The 15767-nt window shown below is 38.3% G+C and carries 16 protein-coding genes; 10 read left to right on the top strand and 6 right to left on the bottom strand.

Features of this window, described 5'->3' with window-relative positions:
• Nucleotides 1-37: 37 nt before the first annotated feature.
• A complete protein-coding gene (locus SCALIN_RS08945) occupies nucleotides 38-466 on the top strand; it encodes an FxsA family protein (protein WP_096894166.1) in 429 nt (142 codons plus the stop codon).
• 21 nt (nucleotides 467-487) lie between these two features.
• On the opposite strand, the gene SCALIN_RS08940 is transcribed toward SCALIN_RS08945, so the two are convergent.
• Nucleotides 488-1951, bottom strand: coding sequence for a DHH family phosphoesterase (locus SCALIN_RS08940; protein ID WP_096894165.1), 1464 nt, complete (start codon nucleotides 1949-1951; stop codon nucleotides 488-490).
• Between the two features lie 383 nt (nucleotides 1952-2334).
• On the opposite strand from SCALIN_RS08940, the gene SCALIN_RS08935 reads away from it, so the two are divergent.
• Nucleotides 2335-3459 (top strand): RNA ligase, encoded by a 1125-nt coding sequence (locus SCALIN_RS08935; RefSeq protein ID WP_096894164.1) that lies wholly within the window; start codon nucleotides 2335-2337, stop codon nucleotides 3457-3459.
• 163 nt (nucleotides 3460-3622) lie between these two features.
• On the opposite strand, the gene SCALIN_RS08930 is transcribed toward SCALIN_RS08935, so the two are convergent.
• Nucleotides 3623-4234: an RNA ligase partner protein gene (locus SCALIN_RS08930; RefSeq protein ID WP_096894163.1), complete on the bottom strand. Its 612-nt coding sequence runs from the start codon at nucleotides 4232-4234 to the stop codon at nucleotides 3623-3625.
• 166 nt (nucleotides 4235-4400) lie between these two features.
• Between SCALIN_RS08930 and SCALIN_RS08925 the strand changes: the two genes are divergently transcribed.
• From SCALIN_RS08925 to SCALIN_RS08900, 6 genes are all read left to right on the top strand, one after another.
• A complete protein-coding gene (locus SCALIN_RS08925; protein ID WP_203415409.1) occupies nucleotides 4401-5159 on the top strand; it encodes a protein-L-isoaspartate(D-aspartate) O-methyltransferase in 759 nt (252 codons plus the stop codon).
• A gap of 210 nt (nucleotides 5160-5369) precedes the next feature.
• Complete coding sequence (locus SCALIN_RS08920; protein WP_096894162.1) at nucleotides 5370-6314, top strand: aldo/keto reductase; 945 nt, start codon at nucleotides 5370-5372, stop codon at nucleotides 6312-6314.
• A gap of 69 nt (nucleotides 6315-6383) precedes the next feature.
• Nucleotides 6384-6719: a heavy-metal-associated domain-containing protein gene (locus SCALIN_RS08915; RefSeq protein WP_096894161.1), complete on the top strand. Its 336-nt coding sequence runs from the start codon at nucleotides 6384-6386 to the stop codon at nucleotides 6717-6719.
• 351 nt (nucleotides 6720-7070) lie between these two features.
• A complete protein-coding gene (locus SCALIN_RS08910; protein ID WP_096894160.1) occupies nucleotides 7071-8213 on the top strand; it encodes a cystathionine gamma-synthase in 1143 nt (380 codons plus the stop codon).
• A 306-nt stretch (nucleotides 8214-8519) separates the two neighbouring features.
• A complete protein-coding gene (locus SCALIN_RS08905; protein WP_096894159.1) occupies nucleotides 8520-8774 on the top strand; it encodes a hypothetical protein in 255 nt (84 codons plus the stop codon).
• A 99-nt stretch (nucleotides 8775-8873) separates the two neighbouring features.
• Complete coding sequence (locus SCALIN_RS08900; protein WP_096894158.1) at nucleotides 8874-9083, top strand: type II toxin-antitoxin system RelE family toxin; 210 nt, start codon at nucleotides 8874-8876, stop codon at nucleotides 9081-9083.
• A gap of 77 nt (nucleotides 9084-9160) precedes the next feature.
• Here the strand turns inward: SCALIN_RS08900 and SCALIN_RS08895 are convergent, their stop codons facing one another.
• Complete coding sequence (locus SCALIN_RS08895; protein ID WP_096894157.1) at nucleotides 9161-10036, bottom strand: glycosyltransferase family 9 protein; 876 nt, start codon at nucleotides 10034-10036, stop codon at nucleotides 9161-9163.
• Between the two features lie 168 nt (nucleotides 10037-10204).
• Between SCALIN_RS08895 and SCALIN_RS08890 the strand changes: the two genes are divergently transcribed.
• Together SCALIN_RS08890 and SCALIN_RS08885 are read left to right on the top strand one after the other, a co-directional pair.
• On the top strand, nucleotides 10205-10981 hold the full coding sequence (locus SCALIN_RS08890) for a DNA-binding protein (protein ID WP_096894156.1): 777 nt from the start codon (nucleotides 10205-10207) through the stop codon (nucleotides 10979-10981).
• A gap of 408 nt (nucleotides 10982-11389) precedes the next feature.
• Entirely contained in the window at nucleotides 11390-12238 is an 849-nt protein-coding gene (locus SCALIN_RS08885; RefSeq protein ID WP_162532231.1) for an SDR family oxidoreductase, read from the top strand.
• Between the two features lie 4 nt (nucleotides 12239-12242).
• On the opposite strand, the gene lpxA is transcribed toward SCALIN_RS08885, so the two are convergent.
• The 3 genes from lpxA to SCALIN_RS08870 all read right to left on the bottom strand — a co-directional run bounded on the left by lpxA (nucleotide 12243) and on the right by SCALIN_RS08870 (nucleotide 15545).
• The gene (gene lpxA / locus SCALIN_RS08880; RefSeq protein ID WP_096894154.1) at nucleotides 12243-13013 is read right to left on the bottom strand and encodes an acyl-ACP--UDP-N-acetylglucosamine O-acyltransferase; all 771 of its coding nucleotides are present in this window, start codon (nucleotides 13011-13013) and stop codon (nucleotides 12243-12245) included.
• 91 nt (nucleotides 13014-13104) lie between these two features.
• Nucleotides 13105-13443, bottom strand: coding sequence for an eL24 family ribosomal protein (locus SCALIN_RS08875; RefSeq protein WP_096894153.1), 339 nt, complete (start codon nucleotides 13441-13443; stop codon nucleotides 13105-13107).
• Nucleotides 13444-13583: 140 nt separating this feature from the next.
• The gene (locus SCALIN_RS08870; RefSeq protein ID WP_096894152.1) at nucleotides 13584-15545 is read right to left on the bottom strand and encodes a PAS domain S-box protein; all 1962 of its coding nucleotides are present in this window, start codon (nucleotides 15543-15545) and stop codon (nucleotides 13584-13586) included.
• Nucleotides 15546-15767 lie beyond the last annotated feature (222 nt).

The following is a 15767-nucleotide window of genomic DNA, read 5'->3' as shown; positions in this document are numbered from 1 at the left end:
ATTTATTCAGTAATTATGTATGTATATATAAAATAATATGCTATTCAGACTTATTTTACTATTTACGGTTATACCCTTAATAGAACTGTATCTTTTAATACAGGTCGGAAGATATCTGGGATCTTTCCAGACGATAATTATAGTGCTTATAACCGGTATAATAGGGGGTTTGCTCGCCAGAAGTCAGGGTTTAAGTGTTCAAAGACAAATAAGAGCAGACTTGCAAAATGGTATAATTCCGACAGATAGCCTTATCGACGGTTTTTTTATTCTCATTGCCGGTGCACTGTTAATCACACCTGGAATGATAACAGATGTATCTGGTTTTGTCTTAATGGTCCCGCTTTTTAGAAGTTGGTTGAAAAAACGGTTAAAGAATATTTTGAGACGGAAGTTTAAGTCCGGTCAATTTCAATACTATTCGAACCGCCAGTCGACAAATTGGAGTGAAGAAGATAGTTTGTGATTTGAGTTTTGCTATTTTCGATCAGACTAAGTTCACCTGAGATTCTTCATCTGTTGGCATTGTTTCCGCTTCAAACTCGGTTCCAACTGAGGAAAAAAATCTTTTTTTGACCGCATCAGAAGTTACTTTTAAAAGAGATGTTCTGTCGTTCGCATCACCAAGGATTCCAAGATTGATTGCTCCGGCTGCCATTGTCGCGTGACCACCTGAATTTAATTCGCCAAATGCGCTTTGCAGAATCAGTCCCAGGTTTACTCTTGAATCCCTGCTTCTTGCTGATAACTGAACCTTATCATCATTTATCCCGAAAACAAGAACAGTGTATACACCCTCTAACTGCAGCATCATTTCTGCTGCCTGTGGCAAAGCATCCCGGTCATTAATAAATTCTACAAATGATGCAAGGTATGAACCCCTGATTTCTTTATTTCTAATAGCTCTGCCGATGATATCCAGTGTTTCCAGGCTCATAGGGGGGTGTTCTAACAGGCTCATAATATGGTTATCTACCAATGGTGATAGATATGATGCTGCGTTCAGATCATCTGGAGAAGTATTTCTGGTAAACTCTTTTGTGTCCGTGCGAATTCCATATAATAAAGCCGTAGCAAGCGATGTATCGGGTTTAAGGTTTAGTTGCCGAATGTATTTAGTCATAATTGTGGAGGTTGCGCCTATGTTAGTTTGGATATCAACAAAATCTCCCTTAACTGCACTAATATCTACCTGGTGATGATCAAATATTAAATTGGGCGTAACATCTTCAGGTAAGACATTGTTTCTTGAGGGAATTGATGCTTCTATCAGTGCTATTTTGCCTGCAGACCGTACTACCTCCATAACGGCTTCTTTCGTCTTTATGCTTATTAAATCCATATTTAACAAATTAATCAATGCCTTGTTCTTCTGGTGACTGATATTTCCTCCATAATAGAGTGTGCTTTCGACGTCACAGTACTTGCATATGTATTTAAGGGTAAGTCCCGATGCTATTGCATCAGGGTCCGGATTGTCCTGCAGGAAGATTGCCATCTCTTTACCGTTCAATTCCTTTATCGTGTTAACTAATGTAAAAGCGGAATGGTCCATTTCGAAAGTATCGAAAGTAGATAATACCGTTTTAGCCAGAACATTACCTGTATGCAATATTTCATCAGCGCCATTTGATTCCAGTGCTTCTGCTTCTTCCTTATTAGACGCTTTTACAATGATAAAATTATCAGGCGTCTTCTCCTTTATCCTTTTTACCATTGACAGGTTGCCATCGGTATCACCCGTGAGGATTGCAAATATATTAGAGTTTTTGTAGATCGGTGAGTCCACATCAAAGGATTCCATGTCTGATACAGCTACATTAACCTGTTGTTCCCTCCACGGAGCCAAGGCATTCTCGTCCTTATCAACAATTAACAACTTTTTTCCGGACTTGTGTAATGAGTCGACAACTGCACTTCCTGTTACACCACAACCAAAAATAATGTACATAAAATATCTCCGACTACGAAAAACTTAATATGCCAATGTAAATTGTAACCGCATATATTATGCCATACCAGACATTATTTCCATGTGTAGTATGGTAATCTCATTCTATTCTTTTACAGTTATTTTGAAATATGACAAAACAAACTAGCTATTATGCTAATTTATTTAATATATATGGAGACTGGGATAATATGACTTGCTCTATATGTAAAATACTTTTACGTATGTGTTTTTTTAAGAAATGCAATATATTAAGAATTTTTTAGAATTATACTTTTGATTGGCAATACTGTCAATATTAAAAAAGTTGAAGGTTACAAGTTTAATAATATAATAAGAGCAGTATAATAACAAAAATATTTTTTCAAAAATGATTTTAAATTATGAGAATTCCGCAAATTGTTTCAAAGGTAAATATGACAGAAGACTTATGGAATGAGTCTTTAGAGGATCACAGTATAATACCCGATGAGTTTGACGGAATTACTTACTACAGGGTAGTGAAAAGAACCGGACAGTTAAGAAAGGGTACGGTGGTAACTTATTCGGGAATAATCTATGACTTTCCGCGTATAGCAAGAATTATGCATTTGGAAAATGGTATCAAACTGGCTTTTGGAAATTCTTTTTACGTAGAGGAAAAGGTGGACGGCTATAATGTTAGAATTGCTAAGGTCCAGGGCAAGGTATTTGCTTTCACCAGAGGTAGTTATGTCTGTCCTTTCAGTACCGATAGATTGGGAGATTTTTTTAACTATGAAAGTTTTTTTACAAAAAACCCTGAACTGATTGTATGTGGTGAAATAGCAGGGCCGGAAAATCCATACAATGGAGAATCACCTCCTTATGTGACCGAGGATGTTAGTTTTTTTGCATTTGACATTAAAGAGATGAATAGTGAGCATCAAATGCCTATCGAAAAGAGATATGAGTTTTTCGATAGATATGGAATACCAACAGTTACCAGATTTGGCAGTTATGCACCTTCTGACATAATAGATTTAAAGAGACACATTCAGGGTTTGAACGAAAAAGGTTGTGAGGGCCTTGTCTTTAAACCAATAGATCCATCTGGAAAAACCGTGAAATATGTTACCGTTGGATCGTGTTTGAGGGATATGAAGATAACTTCTCCACTAATGATAGAGTACCAGGCAGAATTTTTTACGCATAGAATGTTAAGGTCGCTTTTTTATCTTTTGGAGAATGACTTACCTCTGAATGATGAATTTCTTAAAAAAACAGGAGAGGCCCTGCTGCTGCCGCTTTTTGAAAATCTGAAGAAGGCAGCGGAAGGAAAAATGATAACTGAAAGATTTAAAGTAAGATTCAATAAAGAGCAGAACATCAAGAAATTGTTTGAGCATTTTCATAAATGTAAAGTAGACGCCAATCTGGTCCGGCAGGATAAAGTTGGACGACAATGGCATGTAGAAATTGTCAGGAGGTGTTTTCCTTCATATGAAGTGATACGGAAACACTGGGACGGTAGTTCACACTTTGACTAGGGTCCGATAAAAAAATAACTTTATAAACTGTCGCACTCACTTTTAGGTCAGATTTGGTCGATCTTAATGAGTCAAACCGCAAGCCCAGCCTAAGCTGCGTTGAGGATTCGGTGAATGAAGTTAGGACAAAGATGGCCTGAAGATGGGGTGTGAGAGTGTAAGATTATTTTTTCTCGGACCCTAAACTGTTTATAATCCCACGAAGATTACGTGATTCAACATAACGAATTCCCAACTTATCTGCCCATGTCATTATTCCTTTGTCAGCAGTAACAAGAATACCATCTAATTCCTTTGCCAACAAAATTAAGTCGACGTCCTCCTTGCTGTCAATTATTCCCTCTCTTAACGCGGCGCGATATTTTTTCCTGAGATTATTTATCGTGTCCGGTTCGTTATCGGTTATTACTTCTCTCACCGCCTGCTCGGCGACTCTTAGCCCCTTATCTATTCGATGGCGCACATCTTCTATTAATTCATAGAGCAGAAAAGAGGGTACATTCATCTGATACTTTTTTGGAGGTTTCTGAAAAATCCTGATCTGAAGATCCTTAGGTACCTTGTCAATATCTACAAAATTCATGAGTTCTTCATAAATTGATGGAGGCATATAAAAATTAGGGACATCCAGTTTCGTTATGAGTTTCAAGAAATTTTTCAGAGCGGTAGTTGGTGTTCTACCGAAAGTAATATATACATCCGGATTAGTAAAAATGCTTGTGTCTATAACAAAACATTCTTCTTTCAGGCTCTTTGTTTTCTTGTTTTTTTCCATTTTTAATTGAAGGGTATCTGGCTTAATGATATTCCGGCTGTGAGTATAATTTCTAAATGACCCTGATGCAAGTAAAACCTGTGTATTGAGAAGCGCATACCTTTCTTGACATGGTTTACTGTGGTGTTATAATTGAAGTATAAGCATTTTCAACCTATGGGAAAAAATGAAATTTTTAGCCTTTATAACGATAGTAGTTATTATATTATGCATCTTTTACAGTTTCCGTCCTTTTATACAGAAAGGAGATCTTTCAATTGCAAACGGTAAGGAAGTAGAATCTCCAGATAAGGATTTCGCTCGAAAAAGAGCGATGATGGTCGAGCAGCAGATAGCGGCGCGAGGAGTAAAAAACAAAAGAGTTCTCGATGCAATGAATAGCGTTCCGCGGCATCTGTTTGTCCCTGAAAGATACAGGCGAGGTAGCTACTTTGACCAGCCGCTACCGATAGGATCAGGACAGACAATTTCTCAGCCATATATTGTGGCGCTGATGACTGAAATGCTCGAAGTTGATAGTGAGGATGTTGTTCTGGAAATAGGAACCGGTTCGGGTTATCAGGCCGCTGTCCTGTCTTCAATTGTTAAGGAATTATATACTATAGAAATAGTTGAAGAATTAGGGGTTCAGGTATCTGAACGTTTGAAAAATCTTGGATATGATAATGTAAAAGTGAGGATATCAGATGGCAGACTCGGCTGGCCGGAAAAAGCACCATTTGATGCAATAATAGTTACAGCCGCTGCACCAGAGATTCCCGATCCATTAATAAAACAACTCAAACCGGGAGGGAGGATGGTTATCCCTGTTGATAATGACTATCTTAGTCAGGATCTGCTGATTGTGGAAAAAGATGAAGACGGAAACATCGAAACAAAAAATACTATTCCCGTTCGATTTGTTCCTCTAGTAGAAGGAGATTAGAGAGAAAAATAGATTTTTATCTTTAACAAAAACTTAAACTCTCTACTAATACAGTATTTAAGTTTGCAAAACACATCTGAAATAAGAACCTTATGGCATTGCCCTTACCGTAAATTTTGTAAAATATCCTTTCATTTAGATGTGTTTTTATTAGAATAAATAAAGAGTAATAATTACAGTTTAGAAATTAATTTAGCAGGTCTTAAAAAAATGGAATACAGACAACTTGGAAAAAGTGATTTAAAGGTCTCCACCATAGGCTACGGTGCATGGGGGATAGGGGGCAAACCATTCTGGAGTACAGAAGGTGAAGAGAACTCTATTCGTTCCATTGAAAAGGCAATTGATCTTGGCATTAATTTTTTTGATACTGCTCCGGTATATGGGTTTGGGTTTTCTGAAAAGTTATTAGGCAGTTGTCTGAAATCAAAACGTAGAGATGTCATAATTGCAACAAAATGCGGTCTAAAATGGAAAAAAGAAAAGTTAAAGGCTATAGAGAAAATTTCTACAAGAGAATCTATTTTAGAAGAGATAGATCTGAGCCTGAAAAGACTGCAAACAGATTATATAGATTTATACCAGATTCACTGGCCGGATGAAAATACGCCTGTTGAAGAGACGATGAGTACTCTCATGCAGATACAGAAGGAAGGGAAGATCCGCTATATAGGTGTGAGCAATTATTCAGTCGGTCAAATACAGGAGAGTCTTAAATGCGGACAGATAATATCACTTCAACCTATGTACAGTATGCTGGAGAGAGATATTGAGGAAGAAGGTCTTCCTTTTTGTATCGAGAATAATATAGGAGTAATCTGCTACAGCCCGCTTGCATCCGGAGTATTAACTGGTAAATACGATGAAAACACCAGATTTGATGACTGGCGTGGACAGAAAATTATCGGTAATTTTACCGGTGATGTATATATTTCACATATTAAAAAAGTCAGGCGAGTTGAAAAGATTGCGCAGAAACATGGTAAGACGTTGGCCCAGCTGGCCATTAACTGGTTGCTTCATCAAAAAGGAGTGACTACGGCAATTGTCGGGGTGAAAAACCCGGATCAGGTTGAACAAAATATAGGCGCTGTAGGTTGGGGAATTCCGGATAATGATTTGGAAGAAATATCAAATATATTAAACGAAAAGTAGAGTTGGAAGTTTTGCCCTGGTAAAAGGGTTTTTTACTTTTATGTGTTTTTTTAAAAGGAGGAATAAGTTATGAATAAACCTTTAAAATTGAGTTGTATAATCTTCGCTGCTGTGATGTTTACCTTTGCATTTTCTTATACAGTTGTGCAGGCTTCCTGTACCGTTTGCGAAGATGTTGAAAAACATCCGAAGAAAAAAGATGTAACGTTAAATGTTAAGGGTATGACATGTGGTGGTTGCGAAGGCAAGGTAAAAAAAGTTTTGTCTGCATGCAGTGGTGTCAGTGATGTTAACGTAAGCCATAAAGATGGTAAGGCAGAATTACATCTGGAAGAAGGAAAGACAAGTGTTGGTGATCTCATAAAAGCAGTAAAAAAGTTAGGATATAACGTTACTGAAGGATAATGAGAACTCTAAAAAACCCATTCACACCGTTAAAGTGGTGTGGATGGGTAAACAATTGCAATCTGGAAAAATTTCTCTTCAAAAAATTAGCTTTTAATGAAGGCTTTCAAGATGTTTAACTTTTTCAAATTTAGTAGTTTTGTTTTTGTAGTTGTAGGCTCTCTCATTGTGCTTTCGTATAGATGCATTGAAACATATTGGATTTAAAGTTTCACAAGGATAAGCAAAGTATCAAAACGCCCATCAGTTCTTCTAATACAGAACTGATGGGCGTTTTGATTTAAGCATATATTCCCTGCCGATGTCAGGATTTGTAACTCTTATCTAACTCTGATAATTTTTCAGAAATATATGAAGAAAAAATTTGAAACACGGGCAATTCACGCCGGATGTGAACCTGAACCATTTACCGGTGCAGTGATGACTCCGATATTCCAGACAAGTACATTTGTGCAGGAATCTCCAGGCCAGAAAAAAGGATATGTTTATGCCAGAAGTCATAATCCTACCCGAACTGCACTGGAGACAAATATCGCGTCTCTGGAAGAGGGAAAATATGGTCTGGCGTTCCCTTCCGGAATGTCTGCCATTTCTACGGTTATCCGCATTCTGGGCACAGGTGATCACGTAATATGCTGTGATGATGTCTACAGCGGTACGTTCAGGATGTTTGAAAAGATTTTATCAAAACAGAACCTTGAATTTGATTTTGTAGACTTAAGCAGACCGGAATTCATAGAAAAACATATAAAAGACAACACAAAAATAATCTGGATTGAGACCCCTTCAAACCCGTTGCTTAAGATTACGGATATTGAAACAATTACAAACATTGCAAAGAGTAATAATATATTAACCGTTGCTGATAATACATTTGCGACCCCTTTCTTCCAGAATCCCCTGGACCTCGGAGTTGATATTGTAGTGCACAGCACTACTAAGTACCTGAACGGGCATAGTGATATGATTGGAGGTGCTGTGGTAACTGATGACAGAAAGATATATGATCAAGTTCATTTCTTTCAGAACGCAACAGGCGCGGCACCGGGCCCCTTTGACTGTTTTCTGGCCTTACGGGGAATTAAGACCCTTGCCGTCAGGATGGAGAGACATGCAGACAATGCAATGAAGATAGCGCAATTTCTGGAAAAACATTCCAACGTAACAAACGTTATCTACCCCGGCTTGGAATCTCATCCTCAACATGAACTCGCAAAGAGGCAGATGTCAGGTTTTGGAGGAATGATTACATTCTTTATAAAAGGAGGGTTGGAGTCGGCAAGGAGTTTCCTTGAAAGGGTAGAGATATTTTCATTGGCGGAAAGTCTTGGCGGTGTGGAGTCGCTCATAGAACATCCGGCAATAATGACGCATTCATCACTTCCGCAAGAGGTCAGAGAAAAACTGGGAATATCAGACGAACTTATCCGAATCTCTGTTGGAATTGAAAATGTTGATGACTTAATTGATGATCTCGATAAGGCGCTATTGTAGATTAAGACGTTTGCCCGCCTTCGCTGCTCTTGTTGTAGGATTTCAGTACAGTTTTTGGAAAACAGGTATATCCCGCTTATTTCAAAAGGGTAATATGGAGTGCATCATCCCCGCCCGACTAATGGCAGACGGCCGTGATGATGTGTTTATAAGCAGTGACATGGCCGCTGTGCTCTATAAAAGGGAGATATATTTTCATGTCCTGGAGTCACTGAGTCATCGAAATTAGTTGACATTCTATACTATTCTGTTAGTTTTTTATTAATAAAAAACTAACAGAATAGATGAATATGAGGAGATCTTAAAGTGATAGAGTTTGATTTTGTTGAGATGAACAAGCATCAGCTTCTTAAAGATAATAGTTATGTAGAGGATGATAGAGATTTTTTTATAAGTAAAAAAGAGAAGAGAGTATTCAGCTTTGGGCGGATTAACAAGGAAAGTATTGCCTGGCTGGAAGAGGAACTCAAACAACCGAATACAACCGGTGAGTGGCAATTCTACTGTAACGTCGATCCAAGCGAAGGTCTTAGAGCGGATATTATTTCTCCATATTTATAGCATCTATATCTTAAGGAGCAAGAAGATGGATATCAGTTCCTTATCAATCATCCTTATGTAAAGGAAACGGACATACCATTAATTGATCTGCGATCGAGAATGCGTATTAAAAAAGCAATAGAAACACGCCTCATGACCGCTCCACATCAATACGGGGAACCTTTAAGAAAAACCCTCAAAGGTTATTGGAAACTAAGGGTAGGAGATTATAGAGTTGATTTCAAAGTGGCGAAAAGTGAAGTATTGGTATTGGGCATTATTCATAGAAAAAATGTATATGACAAGATAAAGAAAAGAACTGATGAATAAAAAGGGTTAATGATTCTTATTGCATTCTTTTTACTACTGAAACCCTTATTCTGACTCACAAATCTAATAGTCAACAGTCATAAAGATCTCAAACACTCCTTTATCATATGCAAGGCTGATTTCTCTTCATTAGACCGAATATAAACAACTTTTTTACCTAAAACACCCCATACCTCTGGATCTGTAGATTTGTAGAGGGCAATTGTTGGTATTCCCAGGAATCCGGAAAGATGGCTTACACCCGAATCGTTTCCAATATAAAGTGACGCGCATGATAATAAATCTGCCAGCGCCTCTACATCCTTTGGACGTTCTATACACTCTCCGGCAAAGTCTTCTTTATTCATTTTTTCATCTTCAACCGGTCCAAAAATAAAACTAACTTTTTGATAACCGGTTTGTCTCAATAGCTTCGCCAAATCTCTATAAAGGAGTGTATTATAATTTTTTTTTAAACTTCCACTTCCTGGATGAATAAGTGCATATTGATTTTCCGTAGTCCTGGTAGGTAGATAATCTGAGTGACCTGGAGGTATTATCATGTTAAAATGAGTTTGAATGACTGATCTGTAATAGTGTGACAAGTGTATCTGTTTTGTCGGAAAGGGGGGTATACAGATAACCGGTAGTGAAGCCGATTTTTTTAATATATTTACTGTTTCCTGTCCGTTTGTCAGCCAGAGTACGGCTCCCTGTGGAGTTCCAATCTCTTCAGGAATACGCTTTCCACAAAAAAAATCAAGTAGTTCAGATGATTCATTGTCAAGATAAGTGTCTAACAAGTCAAGGGTTATGGCTAGTCGCATATATTCTGGTCTTCCAATGCCAAGAAAATGATAATCAGATAATGTCTTTCTCAAGCAAAGGAGTGCCGGCCATGTAAGTATAAAATCACCAAGTGCGCCACGATGACATATCAGGAACGTTTTCATGTTATGGATAATATCTTGCATTAAAAAAAATTTACTTTGAATAATCCACTTCTTTTTATATAAAAGTACTATATTTTACTTTTATTTTACAATGGGAACAATTGATAACTCTCTTTTTGTTAAACTATTTATAAACCCTGTTAAATTTATTTTGTAATAAACTATAAAATCAGAAAGGTGTATTAAGAAATGAAAAGATCAGTAGCTGTTTTGTCTCTTATTTTGCTGTTTGCAACTATTGCGTTTGTTAATTTAACTTATGCTTCTCAGTATTCATTATCTAATGAGGATACACATAAAAGTCCTCAGTCTGTGTCACCTCAGGCTATGTCAAAGGACCCGCTTGTGGGTTCAGTAGCAGAGACGATGAACAGCGCCGGTTACACCTATATCCTTCTTCAAACTAAGAAAGATATGGTATGGGTTGCAATACCTGAAAGCAAGGTCTCTGTTGGAGAGGATGTAGTCCTGGCAGCCGGTTTTGAAATGATTGAGTACAAGAGCCCGTCCCTGAACCGTACTTTTGATTCAATTCTCTTCTCTGAGGGGCTGATTTCACAGGGAGGGTCAGCACCAGAAGATGCAAAACCTCAAAAGAAGACTTTAGGCAGTAGTGGAGCCAAGCCTTCTGCTCATAAGGACATAAAGGTCGAAAAGGTAGATGGGGCTAACTCATATACGGTTTCAGAGCTTTTTGCGAAGAGAAAAGAGCTTGATAATAAAGATATTATTCTTACGGGAGAAGTAGTCAAGGTTACTCCGCGGATCATGAACAAAAACTGGCTGCATATCCAGGATGGGACTGGTAGCGCACAGAGTGGGGACAATGATATGGTTGTCACTACTATGGACCTTCCATCGGTTGGAGACACAGTAACTATAAAGGGTGTACTGTTTTCTGATAAAGACTTTGGTAGTGGCTACAAATACAACGCGATTGTTGAGTTTGGTCAGGTTTCTAAGTAGAGAAGTGTAAAAGTGCCTTAAGTTTGAAGTGGACTAAAGTTAGTGATAAATATATTTGACTTCAGATACTCCAAACTCGGTTGCCAGATAGCAAGCCTCTCTTTCGAGAGGCTTGCTATTTTTTGGTTACGATTCCGTATAAATAACTTCAGAAAAAAATCGCAGAGAGAGATTGCCAGACCGGGTTGTATGAATACCCGTCTCCGTCAGAACATTTTTGTCGGGCTGGCGAACGGCAAGGCCGGGCGGGAACTCGTTTGTCCGTGCTAATCCAACGAATGAGTAGTTCTTTTATACAGCTTAGACTTGACAACTCCTGAGTATAGCCAATATTCAACTTACACTTAATGCACGAGGTTTCAAGGCTTTAATCTTTACATAATGATAATTCCTGATTCTTGGAGAATATTGGTCACAGGAGTCACATCAATACATGGATGGCCTATATTCACGCAATTACGTAATCTGTTGCCGGATAATCAATTATTTGGTTTAAAGCCTCCAAATTCCGTTGTTCCCGATGCGAAAAATGTTGAATCATTCTGTATTACAGAACGGGTAAAACTGGAAGAAATAAGAGATGAATTCAAACCAACTCACATAATCCATTGTGCGGGTGTCTGTGATCTGGATGTATGTGAAGAGAGACCGGAATGGGCACATTCACTGAATGTACTGGGAACAAAGGCGGTGGTAGATGTGTTTGGCAAAAACGTACCTGTTGTTTATATGAGCACTGATCTGGTATTTTCCGGTTACAATGCACCCACAAACGGTTATACCGAAGATGACGCGCCTGGTCCTATTAACGTTGTAGGAAAGACGTTTGTCAGCGCGGAGAGATATATTCAGAAATGCAGAGACTATTGTATTATCAGACTGGCTTTGCCACTTGGAGATTCAATTGTTGGCAAAAAAGGAGCGATTGATTGGATAGAGAACAGGTTCAGGAGAGACCTGCCGGTAACGCTCTTTTATGATGAATACAGAAGCTGTGTTGAATGTGAAGAGGTTGGCCGGGTAGTGATATCCGCGCTTACACTTGAGTTGAGAGGTCTATTCCATTTAGGAGGAGAAAGGAGATGGAGCCTTTTTGAAATAGGTAAGTATGTGTTGGATAGGGGAGGGTACTCTCCCGGTTTATTACATGGTAGAATGCGTCATGAGGAGGACAATGGGCCGCCTCGTATTGGTGATGTATCACTTAATTCAGAAAAATTACGAAGCATCATCAAAGCAAGGTCATCCTTTTTTTAAATACTTACATCACACAGATACCACGTTCTGACTCATCTATAAATATTGCAAGCTCATAAGCCGGACCTGAGGGATATGCTGATTTGATTTTTTCGACAGCGGGTCTTATATTCAAACCTGATAGAAAAAGGATCTTGAATGCCTCTTTGATTTCCTGCCGATCATCTTTTGATAATTCTGATCTGCGCAGGCCAACTGAGTTTAAGCCTATGATTTTATTTGCCTCTAACGGTTTCATCAGGCAGAAAGGAGGAACGTCTTTGGATGCGCCACAACCGCCACCCAGCATGGCCAATCGACCTATTGTTACAAACTGATGTAAAATACAATTTCCACTGATGAAAGCCTGATCTCCAACTTCAACATAACCTCCTAATAATGCACCGTTTGCTACTATAACTTTGTTGCCGAGTTTGACATTGTGGCCAAAATGCGATAACGCCATTAGAAAGCAGTCATCACCAATCTCTGTTGTCGAATCTGGCTGGGTTCCGCGATTGATCGTTACGCCTTCGCGTATCTGACAATTTGCTCCGATAGTAACATATGATTTTCCGCCATCGAAGTTTAAGTCCTGAGGTGTTCCACCCAGGACAGCTCCGGTATGGATATGGCAGCGTGGACCTATTGAAGTGTATGATTTGATATTGACATTAGGGCCAATAACAGTGCCTTCCCCAATAGTTACATCCGATTCAATAAAGGTATATGGGCCAACTTCTACATCACTTGCCAGCTCAGCGCCCGAATCAATAATAGCAGTTTTATGAATCATTTTGTCCCCTTACTTTACAAAAAAAGACATTCTTGCTTTTTGCTAAAACAAGAATGTCTTTTTATATTACGCAATATATAACTAATTCGTTCTAATGATCATGTCCTTTGTGTTTACCATGGTCTTGGTGCTCATCATGTCCTTTGTGTTTACCATGGTCATCGTGCTCGTGATGGCCTTTGCCTTGATGGTGTATTCCTTCTTGATGCGCATTTGCGTACTTAGTGGCACAACTTGGACAACAGAAAGTCTGATGCTCACCATCATATTCAACTGTTATCGCACCGACATGACCGTCATTCGGTTCTCCACATTGTGCGCAGTTGCCAGTTGCATGGTCATTGGCGAAGGTAGTTACACTGTTCGTACAAAATCCAATTACCAAACCGATAAAAACAATAAGTACTATAGAGGTTACAGTTCGCTTCACAATTTTTCCCTTTCAAAAACGTTGATTTAAAATAGACGGTTTGAAATTTAAATTTTAGTCTTTTAACTGTTAAAGTCAACGGAAAAGAGGATTGGGGGTTATCAATTTTTATAGAATATTATCTGTCTGTTTGAGAAATATCAACCCTTATCATTTTGATATTTTTCGGAGTTTTTCAGTCTTTCCTCCAGCATCTTCTGTTTAGAGATATCCCTGATTATACCTTCAATAGTGACAGGTTCACCATCTTCATTTCTGATTAAATTGGCAGTGCGTTCGGTAAAAAAACATTCATTATTTTTCTTTTTACAATTAGAAACAAAGTTTCTCAAAAATCCATATTTTTCCAGCTTTTCAAGATATTTCCATCTATCTTCAGGATCAGCAAAAATATCCTTTGTTTTTGTACCCATCATCTCCTCTGGAGATTCGAAACCAAACATTTCAGCACAGGCTTGATTTACCCATGTAAATGCTCCTTCAGATCCTGGTTCACATTGATAAATGCCTTCTCTAAGAGAATTAAACAGCTCTCTGTCGCGTTCAACAGACTCATGTAACTCATCCTCCAGCCTTTTTCGCTCAGTGATATCCCTGATTATCCCTTCAATCAGGACAGGCTCATTTGCTTCGTTTCTGATCATATTTGTTGTACGTTCTGTATAAAGAGGTTCACCATCTCTTTTTTTACAATTAGAGACAAAGTTTCTCCATATTCCGTGGTTTTCCAGTATTTCCAGAAGCCGCCATCTATCTCCAGGGTCTACGTAGATATTCTTGACCTTTGTACCAGCCATCTCTTCCGGAGAATTGTAGCCAAACATTTCCGCACAGGCCTGATTTACCCATGTAAACACTCCTTCGATTTCTGGTTCACATTGATATACACCTTCCTTGAGAGAATCAAACATTTTTCTGTAGCGTTCCTCAGATTCCTTTGTCTCTTTTGTCTTCTCATGTAGGGCTTTTGTCATAATGTTGAAGGCAGTTGCCAATTCACCTATCTCATTATGGTTTTTAATTTCCACTTTTTTGGTTAAATCTCCTGAAGTTATCTCTTCGGTAAATTCTTTAAGCCGGATGATAGGAGTGGAAAATCTGCTGCCAAGAAAATAAGCTACTAATAAGAATGGAAATGCTATCGACAGTATCAAAGCAAGGACAATGTATTTAAGGTTGTAAACAGGCCCATAAGCTTCGGCTCTATCTATTTCCGTAATAACTCCCCAATTAAACTCAGGTACCCACTCCCATACTCCCAGTACAGAGATACCCCCATAGTCGTTATAGCCGACTCCATTAGAACCGTTCTTACCTGCAATACACTGCCTGGCACCTAAGGTTAATTTGCCTGTTTCCGGGTCAATCAACCTGACTTCCATAGCACTCCTCTTACTAACCGCACCGGTTTTTTTTAAATGTTCAGTAAACCTCGATTCTGTGAGCATGTATCCTTTTTTGCTAACAAGATAAGATTCTCCAGTCTTTCCATATGCGTAGCTATGCATTAAATTACTCAGTATGCCTACATGAATCCTTAATGTGATAATGCCTGTTATGACATCGTTTTCATCCTTCAGGGGTGATGCAATAAACATTGTAGGTAATCCCAATTCTTTCTCTTCAAACTCATTTGTAAGAGGGATTTTTGAAGGCATGATACTTGACGTAAAAGTCTTTCCCAGAATTGCCTGTTTAAAAAAATTCATTTTTGAAATATCCATGCCAATACGTTCTTCTGATGTTGCAAGTATGATTGTACCTTTATTATCACTTACAAATGCTCCTTTGTAGCCATACTCAGTCACAAATGTTTCCAGATATTTGACGGTGTCTCTATACTCCTTCTCCTCTTTTGTAAATATAATGCTATTGGCCACATTAGGATTGCTTGCTGCAACAATGACGTCCTTCATTCTCTCATGCATCCAGGTGGTCACCAACTCTGCCTGTTTGTGTCCGATTGCTTCCAGGTTATCCATAATCACTGTTTTGAGATCCGATTGTATTATTGGATACGCGAAAATTCTTAGTAAAACAAAAGGAGTCATCGTAGCAAAAATCAGTAATACTATGACATGGGTTTTTATCGAAACAAACATAGATATTCTCCTCAAACTGAAAAAGTTATTCTATAGGACAGAGGACAACGTACCTTACGTATGATGATTTATTGAACTCAAAAGAATTTACAACTTATGCCTTCAATTGTCTAGTTTTTTTTCAGAGTAAAAAGTCGCTGTTTCACAGAAAAAGAAATCGTAGTTTTTTGAATATTTGTTTGACCTGATAAGAAAAATATGGTTTGATTATTCTCACCGATG

The sequence above is a fragment of the Candidatus Scalindua japonica genome (assembly GCF_002443295.1).
Classification (GTDB): Bacteria; Planctomycetota; Brocadiia; order Brocadiales; family Scalinduaceae; genus Scalindua; species Scalindua japonica.
This window is presented reverse-complemented; position numbering and strand designations above follow the sequence as displayed.

Bases quoted from the DNA above. Each gene is read 5' to 3' on its own strand.
- SCALIN_RS08945 (WP_096894166.1), top strand. From the start codon at position 38: ATGCTATTCAGACTTATTTTACTATTTACGGTTATACCCTTAATAGAA.
- SCALIN_RS08940 (WP_096894165.1), bottom strand. From the start codon at position 1,951: ATGTACATTATTTTTGGTTGTGGTGTAACAGGAAGTGCAGTTGTCGAC.
- SCALIN_RS08935 (WP_096894164.1), top strand. From the start codon at position 2,335: ATGAGAATTCCGCAAATTGTTTCAAAGGTAAATATGACAGAAGACTTA.
- SCALIN_RS08930 (WP_096894163.1), bottom strand. From the start codon at position 4,234: ATGGAAAAAAACAAGAAAACAAAGAGCCTGAAAGAAGAATGTTTTGTT.
- SCALIN_RS08925 (WP_203415409.1), top strand. From the start codon at position 4,401: ATGAAATTTTTAGCCTTTATAACGATAGTAGTTATTATATTATGCATC.
- SCALIN_RS08920 (WP_096894162.1), top strand. From the start codon at position 5,370: ATGGAATACAGACAACTTGGAAAAAGTGATTTAAAGGTCTCCACCATA.
- SCALIN_RS08915 (WP_096894161.1), top strand. From the start codon at position 6,384: ATGAATAAACCTTTAAAATTGAGTTGTATAATCTTCGCTGCTGTGATG.
- SCALIN_RS08910 (WP_096894160.1), top strand. From the start codon at position 7,071: ATGAAGAAAAAATTTGAAACACGGGCAATTCACGCCGGATGTGAACCT.
- SCALIN_RS08900 (WP_096894158.1), top strand. From the start codon at position 8,874: ATGCGTATTAAAAAAGCAATAGAAACACGCCTCATGACCGCTCCACAT.
- SCALIN_RS08895 (WP_096894157.1), bottom strand. From the start codon at position 10,036: ATGCAAGATATTATCCATAACATGAAAACGTTCCTGATATGTCATCGT.
- SCALIN_RS08890 (WP_096894156.1), top strand. From the start codon at position 10,205: ATGAAAAGATCAGTAGCTGTTTTGTCTCTTATTTTGCTGTTTGCAACT.
- lpxA (WP_096894154.1), bottom strand. From the start codon at position 13,013: ATGATTCATAAAACTGCTATTATTGATTCGGGCGCTGAGCTGGCAAGT.
- SCALIN_RS08870 (WP_096894152.1), bottom strand. From the start codon at position 15,545: ATGTTTGTTTCGATAAAAACCCATGTCATAGTATTACTGATTTTTGCT.